The sequence below is a fragment of the Reyranella sp. genome (assembly GCF_004297265.1).
In the GTDB taxonomy this organism is placed as follows: Bacteria; Pseudomonadota; Alphaproteobacteria; order Reyranellales; family Reyranellaceae; genus Reyranella.
The window spans coordinates 91978-104427 of record NZ_SCUT01000010.1 but is presented as its reverse complement, the minus strand read 5'-3'; the positions used below and the strand labels follow the sequence as shown (position 1 = coordinate 104427).

Below are 12450 nucleotides of genomic sequence, written 5' to 3'. Positions count from 1 at the left end.
CTGCGTGGGAGGCTGCCTTCAAACAAGAATGAACTGGAGGAGCGTCCATGCGTCGTCGTGCGTTCACCGCCTCGGCCGTTGCAACCGCGCTCGCATCTCCCGCGATCGCGCAGGCTTCCTGGCCGGCCAAGCCGCTTCGTCTCGTCATCCCCTATCCGCCCGGCGGGCCGTCGGACGTTTCCAGCCGCATCGTCATGGAGCGCGCTGCCCAACTCCTGGGCCAGGGCGTGCTGTTCGACAACAAGGCCGGCGCCTCGGGCATGATCGGTGCGGAGTTCGTGAAGAACCAGCCGGTCGACCATCACACCTTCCTCACCACGACGACGGCGATGGTCTGCATCACACGTCACCTGCAGCCGATCCCGTTCGACCCTGATCGCGACATCATCCCGGTGTCACGCATGTCGACCTCGTGGGGCGCCTTCGCCGTCCATCCGTCGGTGCCGGCCAACACGGTCGCGGAGTTCGTGGCCTATGCGAAGGCCAATCCGGGCAAGCTGAACTACGGGTCGGCCGGTCTCGCCACGATCACGCACCTTTTCGGCGAGATGCTCTGCCTCGAAGCCGGCATCCGGATGACGCACGTGCCCTATCGCGGCAGCGCCCCCGCGACCAATGCGCTGCTGGCCGGCGAGATCCAGGCGCAGTTCGACCAGACCACCCTGCCGCACATCAAGGCGGGCAAGCTGCGGGCGCTGGCAATGCTGGCGGAGGTGCGCCACCCGGATTTCCCGGACGTCCCGACCCTGCGGGAAAGCGGCTACGGCAAGGAGGGCGGCGATTCCTGGTTCGGCATCCTCGCCCCCGCCGGCACATCGCCCGAGGCGATCGCGCGGCTCGACCAGGCAATTGCCGAAGCCCTGCGCGCGCCCGACATCATGGCCAAGGTCCACAATGGCGGCATGCGCGTGACCTATCTCAACCCGTCGGATTTCAGGAAACAGATCGGCACCGAGAGCGCGATGTTCGGCGCGATCATCAAGAAAGGCGACATCAAGCTGCCCTGACGACGGAAGCTTCACCCCGTCACGATCTGCGCCGGGCACGAGGATTGGCCGACCAGATGCCCGGCCAGAGGAGCGACAGCAGCAGCACCGCCAGCAACCCGCCGCCGGCCGCCACGAAGGCGAAGCGGTAGCCGGCGAGGAAGCCGGCCATGTTCATGAAGCCCTGCGCGCCATGGGCCTGCAGCGCCGTCAGGACCGACGCGCCGGCAACGATGCCGATCGTGCGCGTGAGCAGCGACAGGCTGCCTGCGACGCCACGGTCGCGCGCCGGCAGGGTCGCCGTCACGATGTCGGTGTAGGCCACCGTCAGCAGGCCCTGCCCCATCCCTTCCAGCACCAGCAGCGCCGCGACGACGAGAACGGGCGTATCGATCCCGGTGAAGCCCAGGGGCAGCAGGCCGAGGCCGACGCAGGCGACGCCTGCAAAGACGGTCGGCCGCTGGCCGATGCGGCTCACGAGGAAGGCCGAGAGCGGCGCGCCGGTCAGGCTGCCGCCATAGGCCATCGCCAGCACGATGCCGACGCCCAGCGGCGTCAACTTCAGCACGTTCACGAGGTAATAGGGCGTCAGCAGCAGGATGGCGAAGCCCGCGAGGTTGGCCAGCACATTCAGCACGTTGGGAATCGTGAAGCGCGGATCGGCGAAGAGCGACGGCCGGATGATCGGCTCGGGCACCCGGTTGGCGCGGCGGACATAGGCCACGATCAGGACCAGCGCGACGATCGCCATCGCCAGCGCCCATGGGCCGGGGATCTCCTTGCGTTGCGCGAAGGTGAGCGACAGGAGCAGCGTGCTCATGCAGGCCGCCAGCAGCACCGCCCCAACGGCATCGAAGGGCCGCGAATCGGGCTTCGGAGAGGGCAGAAGGCCCGACAGAGCGAGCGTCACGAGCGCGAGCGGCACCCGCACCCAGTAGACGGCCGGCCAGCCCCAGAGTTCGACCAGCACGCCGCCGAGGAACGGGCCGACCGCGGCGGCGATGGCCATCGAACTGGCGAAGCCCGCCAGTGCCTTGGTGCGGTCGCTCTCGGGAAACAGCGAGGTGGCCAGCGCCGGCGTGCAGGACAGGGCCAGCGCCGTGCCGATCCCCTGTGCGCCGCGCGCCCACAGGAACAGCGGCCAGTCCGGTGCCGCCGCGCAGGCCGCGCAACCCAAGGCCGAGATCGCGAGGCCGATGCGGAAGACGAGCCGATGCCCGAACAGGTCTCCGAGCTTGCCGCAGACCAGCATCAGCGAGCCGTAGACCAGCACGTAGCAGATCACGAGCCACTGCACGTCGCCCAGGGCGACCTTGAAGTGGGCTGTGATCGCCGGCAGCGCCACGTTGACGGCGATGTCGAGCGGGGCGAGCGACGCGCCCAGCCCGACGATCGCGAGGCCGAAGGCCGGGCGGATCGTCATTGAAAAACGCCGTCGTCCTGAGCGAAGCCGCCCGCAGGGCGGCGCAGTCGAAGGACCTCTTTTCCGGCGCACGACGTCTCGAAGGGAAAAGAGGTCCTTCGACTACGCTTCGCTCCGCTCAGGACGACGGGAGTAATCAGAGGTGCTTCTTCAGGAATTCGAGCATCCTCTCCCACGCCGCGTTGGCCGACTTCACGTCATAGGCCTCGCTGCGTTCGTTGGAGAAGGCATGCGCGGCGTCGTAGCGGAAGATCTCCGGCGACTGGCCGGCGCCCTTCATCGTCTTCTCGAGCGCGTCGACGGCGGCCGGCGTGCACCAGTCGTCCTTGTTGGCGAAGTGGCCCTGCAGCGGCACCGTGATCTTCGCCGGGTCGGCGAGCTGGCCCGGCGGGATGCCATAGAACGGCACGCCGCAGGAGATGCCGCCCACGCGGGCGCAGGCCGCGATGGTGAGCGCGCCGCCCATGCAGAAGCCCATCACGCCGACCTTGCCGCCCATCCCTAAGAGATGCTTCACCGCGCCGGCGATGTCCTGATCGGAGGCGCCGACGAAGTCGAGGCCGCTCATCATGTGGTTGGCCTCGTCCGGCTTCTGCGTCACGCGACCCTTGTAGAGATCGGGCGCCAGCGCGTTGTAGCCGTTCCGTGCAAAGCGGTCGGCGACGCCGCAGATCTGGTCGTTGAGGCCCCACCATTCCTGGATCACGACGATCCCCGGCTTGCCCTTCCCCGCTTCGGCCAGATAGCCCTTGCAGGTCGATCCGTCCGGACGCTTGAAGTCGATCAGACTGCCCATGTGATTGTTCTCCTTGGTTTGTCCTCAACTCTACACTCACCTCACCCTGAGGAGCACGCCGAAGACGTGCGTCTCGAAGGGTGGGATCGAGTACTATGCCTGTTGCCCATCCTTCGAGACGCATCGCTGCGCGATGCTCCTCAGGATGAGGGAATGCGCTAGAAGAGTTTTCTGAGCTCCGTCTTCAGGATCTTGCCGTAGTTGTTCTTCGGCAGTGCCTCGATGAACTTGTAGTCCTTGGGGCGCTTGAAGCGGGCGATGTTGTCGAGGCAGAGCTGGTCGAGCTCCGCGGGCGAGAGGGTCTGGCCGGCGCGCGCCACGACGAAGGCCACGACCTCCTCGCCCCATTCGGGATGCGGGCGGCCGACCACCGAGCATTCGGCGACGCCGGCATGGAGGTTCAGCACGTCCTCGATCTCGCGCGGGTAGATGTTGGAGCCGCCCGAGATGATCATGTCCTTGGAGCGGTCCTTGAGCGTGAGCAGCCCCTCCTCGTCGAAGGCGCCGACATCGCCGGTCCACAGCCAGCCGTCGCGCAGCGAGCGCGCCGTGGCCTCCGGATCGTTCCAGTAGCCCGCCATGACGGGATCGCCCTTGCAGATAATCTCGCCGACCTCACCGACGGGCAGCGGGCGCCCCGCCTCGTCGACCACCCTCACCTCCATGCAGGTATCGGCGCGTCCCGCCGAGGCTAGGCGCTGCTCCCAGCGCGGATGGCTGCGGTCCCAATGATACTCCCGGCTGAGATGGGTGATGGTCATCGGGCTCTCGCCCTGGCCGTAGAGCTGGGCCAGCTTGTTGCCCAGCACGTCGAGCGCGCGCTTGAGGTCCGATACGTACATCGGTGCGCCGCCATAGGTGATGAGCCGCAACGCATCGGGCTTCAGGTCAGACACGCTGCCATGCTCGATCAGCCGTTTCACCATGGTGGGCGCGAGGAAGACCGAGCATTCGGGCCAGCGGTTCATCAGCTCGACCGTCTCAGGCACCTCGTACTTGCCGCTCTCCGGGAAGACCTGCACCGAGCCGCGCGCCAGCATCGGGAAATTCCACAGGCCCGAACCGTGGCTGATGGGCGCGGCATGCACGATCGAGCCGCCCGGCGGCGGGCGGTCGACGTCGGCATAGTAGTTGAGCGTCATCGCCAGAAGATTGCGGTGCGTCAGCGTCGCGCCCTTCGGACGGCCGGTGGTGCCGGACGTGTAGAACAGCCAGGCCGGGTCGGTGGGCTCGGCGTCGGCGATCGGACTCGGATCGCCCACCGCCATGAACGTGTAGGAGCGCGTCGTGACGTCGACGATCTCCTTCAGCGCCGGCGCCTCCCGTGCGGCCTCGGCGATCGTGCCGGCGAGATCGGGTGTGACGAAACAGAGCTTCGCGCCGGAGTTCTGCAAAATGAACGCGAACTCCCTGGCATGCAGCTTGGCGTTCATCGGCACGGCACAGAGGCCCGCATGCCAGATCGCGTACATGACCTCGATCGATTCGACGCAGTTGGCCATGGCGAAGGCCACGCGGTCGCCGCGCGCGAGCCCGAACCGGGCGGCGAAGTGCGTGCTCATGACCGAGACCTTCCGCCACAGCTCGCGATAGGTGAGATGCGGCGACGCCCCGCGCGCCAGCGCGGGAAGGTCGCGGAACTCCTGCGCGGAGCCCAGCAGCAGGTGGGCGATGTTCATGGGTCTCGTTTCCTCGCGCGCAGACTATTGCAGGCGTGGCATCGACCTTGCAATGTGCCGCCCATGCAGGATTTCGATTTCGCCATTGTCGGCGCCGGCATTGCCGGCGTCTCCGTCGCCTATCATCTCGCACCCCATGCGAAGGTGATCATCCTCGAGCGCGAGACCGTGCCCGCCTATCACACGACCGGCCGCTCCGCCGCGCTGCACTCGGAGACCTATGGCAGCGCGCAGATTCGCGCGATCACGGTGGCCTCGGGCCGCTTCTACCGCAATCCGCCGGCGGGATTCTCCGCTCACCCTCTGCTGACGCCACGCGGCGCGCTGATCGCCGGCCATGCCGGACAGGAAGCCGCCGTGAAGGCCGCTGCGGCAGATTATGCACGCCTCGTACCCTCGGTGCGCTGGCTGGAACCGGCCGAGGTGCTGCGCCGCCTGCCGATCCTCAAGCCCGAGACCGCCGGCGGCGGTGCCGTGTTCGAGCCCGAGGCCGACGACATGGACGTGGCCTCGATCCATGGCGGCTTCCTGAAGGGCGCGCGCGCCGCGGGCGCGGTGCTGCGCCTCAATGCCGAAGTCCTGGGACTCGCCCGCCTCGACGGGCTGTGGAACGTGACCCTGCGCGACGGCGAAACCGTGCGCGCGGCCAACATCATCGATGCCGCCGGCGCCTGGGCCGACGTGCTGGGCGGCCTCGCCGGCTGCGTGCCGATCGGGCTGGTGCCGAAGCGGCGCACCGCCTTCACCTTCGACGCACCGCAGGGGCTCGACCTCGGCCCCCTACCGATGCTGATCGACTTCGACGAGAGCTTCTACTTCAAGCCCGAAGTCGGGCAGTTCCTGGGCTCGCTCGCCGACGAGACCCCCTCGCCGCCCTGCGACGCCCAGCCCGAGGAGATCGACGTCGCCACCGCCGTCGACCGCATCGAGACGGCGAGCACGCTGCAGATCCGCCGCATCAAGAACAAGTGGGCCGGCCTGCGCTCCTTCGTGCACGACAAGAACCTGGTCGCGGGCTACGACCCCAAGATCGAGGGCTTCTTCTGGCTGGCGGGCCAGGGCGGCTACGGCATCCAGACCGGCTACGCCGCCGGCCAGCTCGCCGCCGCGCTGGCACTCGGCAAGCCCCTCCCAGCCGAGGTTGCCGACCTCGGCGTCACCGAGGAGTCGCTCTCGCCCGCCCGCTTCGCGGTGGAGTGAGTTCCTCTCCCCCGCTAGGGGGAGAGGCTAGGTGAGGGGTTTACAGGCGGTGCGTCACCCCCTCACCCATCCTCTCCCCCTATCGGGGGAGAGGTGAATGAGGCGCCTCGTGGGATGACAGGGGAATCGCCCCTGACTATGGTCGCCCGCGCGGGGCCCCCGTGGCGGAATTGGTAGACGCCAGCGACTTAAAATCCTCCCACCGATCCCTTCGGATAGGGAGAGGCCCCGAAACATCAGCAAATATTGCCTTTGTTCGTTGCTTCGGAGCCACGTCGGGGATCGCTTCTGTACCGAAGGGATTTTGTGACGGGAGGGCCGGTGACGGTCACGGCGTCCCTCGCCTGATCTTCGGTGTAGTAGCGTACGCCGCAGGGGGCCTGAGCCGGGCCGGGGTCTTCCGGCCTGTACCAAACCCCATGGCACCCGCACCGGGCCGTCGCCCTCATGCAGCTTCCTCCATGCTCATCGCGTTCTCCCTGAAGACGAACGACGCCTTCTTTCGCGCCACCTCGGCCAGGACGTCGGGATCGAGGTGCGGGTTGAAGATCGATGCGCCGCGGTAGCGGAACCACTCGCGCATCTCGTGCTCCTCGGCGTCCTTGATGAGCCCGAAGACGGCGCCCACCACCTCCTGCCGGCTCATGTGGAGCGACAGGTAGCGCTTGCCGGTCTTCCAGACGGTCGGGCAGGCGGTGACGCTGTCCTCGCCGGCCACGGTTGCCTGGAGGAACAGTCGATCGCCGTCCTTGCCTACCTTGATGGCCCAGTCGGGCTTGTAGGTGATCGAGGAGACGATCTCCTTGATCTCCTGGGAGGTCATCATGCCGGCCTCCCAGGAAGAGCGTGGCGGGGCACGCAGACGCCCTGGGCCTTCTTGAAGTAGCTGAAGATGCCTCCGGTGCTGAAGGTCTCTTCCGCCTTCACGCGAGCTTTCTCGCAGGCGTCGTAGGTGGGGAACAGAACGGCCTGACTGGTGGCCCCGTAGGGGTGCGCCGAGCCGATCACCATGCCCAAGATCAAAATATGCTCCATGAAACGTCTCCTGTTACGAAGGGATCGAGGCAGACTTCTCCCCAGGCTTCACCAGACTAGAGTAGAAGACGTGGCCTCTTGGGTCTGCGATCGTTTCGCCATCGCCGTCCACGATCGTATCGCAGGCGACGACGCCGTAAGCCTTGGCCCAGGTCGGCGGCCAGGACTGAGCCCAGCTCGGCGCGCGGACCGTGTGATAGTGGTCGGCGCCGTTGGTGATGTCCTCGACGAGCCCTTCGAGAACCGACGTAGCGAGGTTGATGAACGGCAGTATTTCCATGTTGGCACCGCCGCGCCTGTCGAACTCGTCCAGCCAAGTGTGCAGTCGGCCGCTATTAGGGTCGCCGTCGTTCCAGCACGAGAACTGCCAGGGCATCAGGCACACCTTCGCAACCGCCCCCTCGGTGCCCAGCCACGAGGAGCCCACGAAAGCGCGGCGCTCGGCGCGATTGCGGATCACCCAGGCGACCTTGGTCTGGCCTTCGAGGTCGAGCCCTCGGGCCTCGCCGTAGAGCGTGAGGGCCATGATGAAGACGTCTCGGTCGTTGTATCGGATCAGAGGTTTGGTCATGTGTGCTCCTATCGGATGGCGCAGGTTGCGGACGCAGGGTTGCGGAGGTGGGCCGGGAGGGTGGCCCGCATACTCTTCACCCAGCCCTCGGCGGCGGTCTGGCACGCCTCCATGCTGGTGAAGCCCTCGACGGTGCGGATCGACGATCCTCCGTCCCAGGTGAACAGGCTCAGGATCAAAACGATTGGTGTCATACGGTTTCTCCTACGTGGTCGATCAGGGCCGCAGCGAGCGCCAGGGCCTCCTTGCGGGTCATGTGCTTGACCGCGTCGGGACTGGGCTGCGGTGAGAGGCAGATCGTGATGACGTTGTCGAACACCGCACGCTCCACGACGATGCCGTTGGGTAGAATGGTCTCCATGTGGTCCCCAAAGAAAAACCCCCGCGGGATTGCGGGGGTTTGGTTAATCACAGAAGGCGGCCAGATCGCCGGCTTCTCGTCGCTCTCGCAGGTAGCAGGTTTCATGTAGCAGCCGGCTATCCCTCTCGGTGGTGCGGACTACGTGCGTCGCACCAGCAACGCTCTCTCCGCACGAGCGGCAAAGCCAGATACCTTGCCGCTTATGCCTTGCTTTCGTCTGCTCCAATAGGTTCACGCTGCCTCCTTCACGTTGTCATTCGTGCTCTGCTGATCCAGCACCGACACGGCCTCAAATAGGCTCGTTGGCGCCAGCTTGGCGTAGCGCAGCGTCGTCTGGATCGACTTGTGACCCATCCAAATCTGCACTCGCCGAAGATCGACCCCACGCTGCACCAGCCAGCTCGCGCAGGTGTGGCGCAGGGTGTGGACCACGACGTCATCGCCCAGGCCCAGGTGGTCGACGACCTTGCGGAACAGGTCGGCGTAGGTCCAGCGGTTGACGCTGAAGAGAAGGTCATGGGGCGCCTTGCCGAGCATGAGCGCCGGTAGATGCTCCCGCAGCCGCTTGGTCAATGGCACGACGCGCCACTCGCCGTTCTTGGAGCCAGTGGCGCCCAAGGTGACACGGTCAATCGCCTGGGGCCGCTTACGGTCGCCCGACATGACGTCCATGACGCGCACCGTGGCTGCCTCACCGTGGCGAGCCCCTGTGTCGAGTAGGAACTCGGTCACGATGGCCTCCTCCTCCTTCGCCCAGTGGCGGAACGTCTTTATGATGGCGTCCGCCTCGGGCTCGCGCAGGTAGCGCTCTCTGGCCTCGCCCTCACGCTGGCGCTCGATAATCGGGCGCTTGGGGATTGCCTCGATCCGCTCGCCATAGCCGAACATCTTGGACACGGCAGCGAGCTTGCGGTTGATCGTGCCCCCCGCGTCGCCCTTCTTCTGAAGCTCGGTGACGAAATCGTCGACCACCGATGTCTTGGCGGCAGCGGCGGCCGGCGTGTTGGCCCCCACGAAGTCAACGAAGGCCATAAGGTTTCGCGTGGCCCCCAGCTCGTTCTTGGTGCCGACCCAGTATTTCGCGATGGTCTTCTTCGCCAGCTCGCCCAGCGTGAGCGTCGCGTTGGCGTTAGCCCCGGTCGGAGCCTTCGGTAGTGGCCGTCCGGCGATAAGCGCCGCGTTGGTATCTGCCTCCCACGTCAACGCCTCCTGTTGAGTAGGGAACTGGGCACGATAGCGGACGCCCTTGTGGGTGAAGTCCGCCTGGAAGCCGTCGCCCCTCGGTCTGACGGTCATGTGATCTCCTATAACTTACGGAGCAGCTTGCGAACGAAGGCGAGACCCTTCGGGGTCGGCTGGACGATCTTGTTTCGCCGGTCCATGAGGTTCTCGCTTCGCAGTACGAAGTCGAGCCCAGGCACGTTGGGCTTCTCGATCTGCGAGAGACGGGAGACCACTCTAGAGGTCCCAGCGCTCGACATGTTGAGCTTGTTCTGCAGCTCGATCATGGTGATGCCAGGGTTCTTGACGATTTCGAGCAGAGCGTAAAGCGTCTGCGCTGGCATCTCCGGATCAGTCTCCCGCACCGTCATCACAGTGCGGATCAGGCCGTCCAAAGACACCTTGTCGTCATCGTTAAGCTCTAGGGCCATTTTGGTCTCCTTCATCGAATTGGGCTGTCGCCGACAGGTGAGGGCGCGAGCCTAGCGTCGTCGGCTGACGATAAGCTCGAAATCCAATATCCAGAGCCAGAGGCTTCCGTTCTCCAGCTTGTACTCTAAGAAAGGCTTTCCCTTACGGGAGCCTTCTCTCATGAGATGGTACTCAAAGCCACCAATTTCTCCAGAAGCAATCGTGGTCATGTCTTGGTTCCCCTAGACGGTGCTGCTCTGATCGAGGTCCACCGCTCTGGATGTTCCCCGTTCGTTCCCTTCCTCGGATTTACATCCGGACGAGCCGGACGTCAATCCGTTTACCGCTCACAGCTAGAAATACGCCTAGCACAACTACTCTACGCTACCCATTCACTCCAAGTGCTCCCCAGCCCTCGGAATAAATTCCGGACCATTGTCCGGTTATCACGTAATGATTACGTTATATGCAACCACGGAGTTTACAATGCGGATGATGTTATCTTCTGTTTCAGCGCTGACCCTCCTATGCCTAGCGTGCTCGCCCCTTCCCGACATAGAGAGGGGCATGAACGGTTTGGTAGGGAAGCCGATCGATGCCGCAGTCGCCAAGCTGGGGCGACCGCAGGATCAGCGCCCGAACATGGGCGAGACTTCCTACATCTGGTCCACCTCATACGAGGCGATGGGGATCACTCCCACGTACACCAGCGGGGCCATCGGCAGCGCTCCGGTTGTCGGTGCGTCGTACACGATAGGCCCCGCTGGGCAGGCCGACTGCACCTTGCGCGTCTTTGCGAAGGCCGACGTCATCACGGGATGGGATGTCGACGGCAACGCTCGCGCGTGCAGGCGGTATGCTGAGAGCCTACGCTAGGCTCTCCTGATCCTCGCCCAAGGTGATCGCGAGTAGCCGGCGATCCCGTAAGGCTTGCAGTAGTGTGTGGTGATCCTTGACGATGTGCTCAAGGGCCTCGACCGGGACGGCCTGTGTGGTCGTCCCCTTGCGGCGCTTGGCGTGCATCGCCTCGGTGAGAGCGTGAAGCTCGGTGTCGGTTGTGAGGATCATGTGCCGTTCTCCCGCACGTCGGCGAGGAGGCGCTCACCGCGGCGGATGACCTCGCCATAGCGAACCACCTCTTCGTAGATCAGCGCACTCGGCTTGCGGATGGCAAAGTCAGGATCGGGCACGAATGTTTCGATGGCCCGCATAACTGTGTTCAGAGCCTCTGCCTCTTCAGTTGCTCCGCGCATTAGAGCCCCCTCACCCTTGCCTCTCGCGGGAACTGCTCGCGCATCCCGGCATCGGTTCCGCGAAGGGACGAAGCGTCGAGCGCTTCGGGTCGGCAGTAGGTCCACACCTTGTCGTGAACCTGAGCCTGGACGACGCATTGAACGCCATTGGCGTCCGTGACGACTTCGCCACGGCGAAACACAGGGACGATACCCATGGTTAGCTCCTCTTGTTGCCGTTGATTTCGCAGGCGCGGTCGATGTGATAACTCAGCCACGACCAGCACCAGTGGGCAGCGACATAGCCGCCACCCAAGATCAGCGCGATGATGCCGGCGAGTAGAGCCCACACCATCCACGAAGCATCGCCGAGCGTGTCGGCGAAGAGGTGGTCCCGAACCGCATCGAAGCTCTTGTCGGCGAAGTAGAGCGACGAAGAGCCAATGACGATCTTGGCTTGGATGTTCATGCTTCGACCTCGTCGTCGTCTTCGTCCGAATAGGCGACAGCGTCATCGTCGGGACCATGGATGGACATGGCGGGCGACAGGGACACGTCGGGCAAGTCGGGATCGTCGAGTTGGCGGTCGCTGATTTCGACGTCGCTCCAATAAGCTGCCTTATCGGCCGCCAAGGTGCCGTCCTTGAGGCCCCTAGCGATGCTAAGGGCCTCCTCGGCGCTCTCGGCCTTGATGTACGCAGTCGCGTACACCTTGATGTCGACAGAGTAGACCTTGCTCATGCCCGCGCCTCCTCGTTAGAGACCCACACCCACGCTTGCACCCACACGCCCTCTTCGGCGTGGGAAAGCTGTGGCTCTGCGTCGATTTCGATGTCGTCGCTGGCGTACTGGGCTCTAGCGGCCGCAATGAACGCCTCGTCGCTCGGAAGATCGTCGTTGTCCATTAGGCGCGCTCCTCTGCCAGATCGCGGGCCGCGAGGTAGCCATAGGCGAAGGCCCGCAGATCACGCGGCGGCTCGCCATGGACGCGCCAGTGTTCGAGGCGCGCGATGTTGTGCGCGGCCATGACGGCCTCCATACGGGCGAACTGGTAGCGCGTGACGGGCACGGCTTGCTTGTTCGCCCAGTCGGCAAGTTGCTGGACCTGGGCCGCATGGACGATGCGTTCGCCCTGGGGATCGAAGGTGCCGTTAGGGACGTTGATGTGGCACCAGTCGTGCCACACAAAGAACGCCTGCCAAGGCAGCGGCTCGCCCCAAAGACGCAGCCGGCCGGACACGAAGTCCGCAAGGCGCGTCACGGCGACGTGACCCGTGCGATTGAAGTAGGCCGTGGCGGCTTCGAGCGTGTCGGGCTCTTCGGCCAGCGGCACCTCATCCCACGAACAGAGGGAGCGCGCGATGTCGGCGGACGCTCGCGCGAGGAGGTTGTCAATGTGCGGATAGGTCTGCATTCGATTGTCTCCGTTGGGTACGCTTGCGCGGCTGTAGACAGGGCCGCGAGAGTGCGAAGGGCACTCACGAAGACAGGGGCACCTTGCGATGCCCCTGCTATCGGGAAGGTCCTTCTATTGA

At 65.1% G+C, this 12450-nt stretch carries 21 protein-coding genes; 2 read left to right on the top strand and 19 right to left on the bottom strand.

Features of this window, described 5'->3' with window-relative positions; all coding sequences use genetic code 11:
* The first annotated feature begins 47 nt into the window (after positions 1-47).
* Positions 48-1007, top strand: coding sequence for a tripartite tricarboxylate transporter substrate binding protein (locus tag EPO41_RS04210; protein ID WP_296320876.1), 960 nt, complete (start codon positions 48-50; stop codon positions 1005-1007).
* A gap of 19 nt (positions 1008-1026) precedes the next feature.
* Here EPO41_RS04210 and EPO41_RS04205 read toward each other — a convergent pair whose 3' ends face one another.
* From EPO41_RS04205 to EPO41_RS04195, 3 genes are all read right to left on the bottom strand, one after another.
* Positions 1027-2409 (bottom strand): MFS transporter, encoded by a 1383-nt coding sequence (locus EPO41_RS04205; RefSeq protein WP_296320873.1) that lies wholly within the window; start codon positions 2407-2409, stop codon positions 1027-1029.
* A 136-nt stretch (positions 2410-2545) separates the two neighbouring features.
* Positions 2546-3205 (bottom strand): dienelactone hydrolase family protein, encoded by a 660-nt coding sequence (locus EPO41_RS04200; protein ID WP_296320870.1) that lies wholly within the window; start codon positions 3203-3205, stop codon positions 2546-2548.
* A gap of 158 nt (positions 3206-3363) precedes the next feature.
* The gene (locus EPO41_RS04195) at positions 3364-4884 is read right to left on the bottom strand and encodes an AMP-binding protein (RefSeq protein ID WP_296320867.1); all 1521 of its coding nucleotides are present in this window, start codon (positions 4882-4884) and stop codon (positions 3364-3366) included.
* A 63-nt stretch (positions 4885-4947) separates the two neighbouring features.
* Between EPO41_RS04195 and EPO41_RS04190 the strand changes: the two genes are divergently transcribed.
* Positions 4948-6084 (top strand): FAD-dependent oxidoreductase, encoded by a 1137-nt coding sequence (locus tag EPO41_RS04190; RefSeq protein ID WP_296320865.1) that lies wholly within the window; start codon positions 4948-4950, stop codon positions 6082-6084.
* Between the two features lie 445 nt (positions 6085-6529).
* On the opposite strand, the gene EPO41_RS04185 is transcribed toward EPO41_RS04190, so the two are convergent.
* From EPO41_RS04185 to EPO41_RS04115, 16 genes are all read right to left on the bottom strand, one after another.
* Positions 6530-6910, bottom strand: coding sequence for a hypothetical protein (locus EPO41_RS04185; RefSeq protein WP_296320862.1), 381 nt, complete (start codon positions 6908-6910; stop codon positions 6530-6532).
* Positions 6907-7119 carry a hypothetical protein gene (locus tag EPO41_RS04180; RefSeq protein WP_296320859.1) on the bottom strand — a complete coding sequence of 71 codons (213 nt, stop codon included), beginning with the start codon at positions 7117-7119 and terminating at the stop codon, positions 6907-6909. Before EPO41_RS04180 ends, EPO41_RS04185 begins: the two co-directional genes overlap by 4 nt.
* Before the next feature lie 13 nt (positions 7120-7132).
* Positions 7133-7690, bottom strand: a complete 558-nt coding sequence (locus tag EPO41_RS04175; RefSeq protein WP_296320856.1) for a cell wall hydrolase — start codon at positions 7688-7690, stop codon at positions 7133-7135.
* 8 nt (positions 7691-7698) lie between these two features.
* Positions 7699-7884 carry a hypothetical protein gene (locus EPO41_RS04170; RefSeq protein ID WP_296320854.1) on the bottom strand — a complete coding sequence of 62 codons (186 nt, stop codon included), beginning with the start codon at positions 7882-7884 and terminating at the stop codon, positions 7699-7701.
* Entirely contained in the window at positions 7881-8051 is a 171-nt protein-coding gene (locus EPO41_RS04165; RefSeq protein WP_296320851.1) for a hypothetical protein, read from the bottom strand. Before EPO41_RS04165 ends, EPO41_RS04170 begins: the two co-directional genes overlap by 4 nt.
* A 43-nt stretch (positions 8052-8094) precedes the next feature.
* Positions 8095-8286 (bottom strand): hypothetical protein, encoded by a 192-nt coding sequence (locus tag EPO41_RS29725; RefSeq protein ID WP_363246945.1) that lies wholly within the window; start codon positions 8284-8286, stop codon positions 8095-8097.
* Positions 8283-9347: a site-specific integrase gene (locus EPO41_RS04160; RefSeq protein ID WP_296320849.1), complete on the bottom strand. Its 1065-nt coding sequence runs from the start codon at positions 9345-9347 to the stop codon at positions 8283-8285. Before EPO41_RS04160 ends, EPO41_RS29725 begins: the two co-directional genes overlap by 4 nt.
* 8 nt (positions 9348-9355) lie before the next feature.
* Positions 9356-9703: a winged helix-turn-helix transcriptional regulator gene (locus tag EPO41_RS04155; protein WP_296320846.1), complete on the bottom strand. Its 348-nt coding sequence runs from the start codon at positions 9701-9703 to the stop codon at positions 9356-9358.
* Between the two features lie 51 nt (positions 9704-9754).
* Positions 9755-9913, bottom strand: coding sequence for a hypothetical protein (locus EPO41_RS04150; RefSeq protein WP_296320843.1), 159 nt, complete (start codon positions 9911-9913; stop codon positions 9755-9757).
* 637 nt (positions 9914-10550) lie between these two features.
* Positions 10551-10751, bottom strand: coding sequence for a hypothetical protein (locus EPO41_RS04145; RefSeq protein ID WP_296320838.1), 201 nt, complete (start codon positions 10749-10751; stop codon positions 10551-10553).
* A complete protein-coding gene (locus tag EPO41_RS04140) occupies positions 10748-10894 on the bottom strand; it encodes a hypothetical protein (RefSeq protein ID WP_296320835.1) in 147 nt (48 codons plus the stop codon). The genes EPO41_RS04145 and EPO41_RS04140 overlap by 4 nt, the downstream gene beginning before the upstream one ends.
* Positions 10895-10935: 41 nt before the next feature.
* Entirely contained in the window at positions 10936-11133 is a 198-nt protein-coding gene (locus EPO41_RS04135) for a hypothetical protein (RefSeq protein WP_296320832.1), read from the bottom strand.
* A gap of 2 nt (positions 11134-11135) precedes the next feature.
* Positions 11136-11384 carry a hypothetical protein gene (locus EPO41_RS04130; RefSeq protein WP_296320827.1) on the bottom strand — a complete coding sequence of 83 codons (249 nt, stop codon included), beginning with the start codon at positions 11382-11384 and terminating at the stop codon, positions 11136-11138.
* Entirely contained in the window at positions 11381-11656 is a 276-nt protein-coding gene (locus EPO41_RS04125; RefSeq protein WP_296320825.1) for a hypothetical protein, read from the bottom strand. The genes EPO41_RS04130 and EPO41_RS04125 overlap by 4 nt, the downstream gene beginning before the upstream one ends.
* Positions 11653-11820, bottom strand: coding sequence for a hypothetical protein (locus tag EPO41_RS04120; protein WP_296320823.1), 168 nt, complete (start codon positions 11818-11820; stop codon positions 11653-11655). Before EPO41_RS04120 ends, EPO41_RS04125 begins: the two co-directional genes overlap by 4 nt.
* Positions 11820-12329: a hypothetical protein gene (locus EPO41_RS04115; protein ID WP_296320820.1), complete on the bottom strand. Its 510-nt coding sequence runs from the start codon at positions 12327-12329 to the stop codon at positions 11820-11822. The genes EPO41_RS04120 and EPO41_RS04115 overlap by 1 nt, the downstream gene beginning before the upstream one ends.
* Between the last annotated feature and the right edge of the window lie 121 nt (positions 12330-12450).

Bases quoted from the DNA above. Each gene is read 5' to 3' on its own strand.
- EPO41_RS04210 (WP_296320876.1), top strand. From the start codon at position 48: ATGCGTCGTCGTGCGTTCACCGCCTCGGCCGTTGCAACCGCGCTCGCA.
- EPO41_RS04205 (WP_296320873.1), bottom strand. From the start codon at position 2,409: ATGACGATCCGCCCGGCCTTCGGCCTCGCGATCGTCGGGCTGGGCGCG.
- EPO41_RS04200 (WP_296320870.1), bottom strand. From the start codon at position 3,205: ATGGGCAGTCTGATCGACTTCAAGCGTCCGGACGGATCGACCTGCAAG.
- EPO41_RS04195 (WP_296320867.1), bottom strand. From the start codon at position 4,884: ATGAACATCGCCCACCTGCTGCTGGGCTCCGCGCAGGAGTTCCGCGAC.
- EPO41_RS04190 (WP_296320865.1), top strand. From the start codon at position 4,948: ATGCAGGATTTCGATTTCGCCATTGTCGGCGCCGGCATTGCCGGCGTC.
- EPO41_RS04185 (WP_296320862.1), bottom strand. From the start codon at position 6,910: ATGATGACCTCCCAGGAGATCAAGGAGATCGTCTCCTCGATCACCTAC.
- EPO41_RS04180 (WP_296320859.1), bottom strand. From the start codon at position 7,119: ATGGAGCATATTTTGATCTTGGGCATGGTGATCGGCTCGGCGCACCCC.
- EPO41_RS04175 (WP_296320856.1), bottom strand. From the start codon at position 7,690: ATGACCAAACCTCTGATCCGATACAACGACCGAGACGTCTTCATCATG.
- EPO41_RS04170 (WP_296320854.1), bottom strand. From the start codon at position 7,884: ATGACACCAATCGTTTTGATCCTGAGCCTGTTCACCTGGGACGGAGGA.
- EPO41_RS04165 (WP_296320851.1), bottom strand. From the start codon at position 8,051: ATGGAGACCATTCTACCCAACGGCATCGTCGTGGAGCGTGCGGTGTTC.
- EPO41_RS04160 (WP_296320849.1), bottom strand. From the start codon at position 9,347: ATGACCGTCAGACCGAGGGGCGACGGCTTCCAGGCGGACTTCACCCAC.
- EPO41_RS04155 (WP_296320846.1), bottom strand. From the start codon at position 9,703: ATGGCCCTAGAGCTTAACGATGACGACAAGGTGTCTTTGGACGGCCTG.
- EPO41_RS04150 (WP_296320843.1), bottom strand. From the start codon at position 9,913: ATGACCACGATTGCTTCTGGAGAAATTGGTGGCTTTGAGTACCATCTC.
- EPO41_RS04145 (WP_296320838.1), bottom strand. From the start codon at position 10,751: ATGATCCTCACAACCGACACCGAGCTTCACGCTCTCACCGAGGCGATG.
- EPO41_RS04140 (WP_296320835.1), bottom strand. From the start codon at position 10,894: ATGCGGGCCATCGAAACATTCGTGCCCGATCCTGACTTTGCCATCCGC.
- EPO41_RS04135 (WP_296320832.1), bottom strand. From the start codon at position 11,133: ATGGGTATCGTCCCTGTGTTTCGCCGTGGCGAAGTCGTCACGGACGCC.
- EPO41_RS04130 (WP_296320827.1), bottom strand. From the start codon at position 11,384: ATGAACATCCAAGCCAAGATCGTCATTGGCTCTTCGTCGCTCTACTTC.
- EPO41_RS04125 (WP_296320825.1), bottom strand. From the start codon at position 11,656: ATGAGCAAGGTCTACTCTGTCGACATCAAGGTGTACGCGACTGCGTAC.
- EPO41_RS04120 (WP_296320823.1), bottom strand. From the start codon at position 11,820: ATGGACAACGACGATCTTCCGAGCGACGAGGCGTTCATTGCGGCCGCT.
- EPO41_RS04115 (WP_296320820.1), bottom strand. From the start codon at position 12,329: ATGCAGACCTATCCGCACATTGACAACCTCCTCGCGCGAGCGTCCGCC.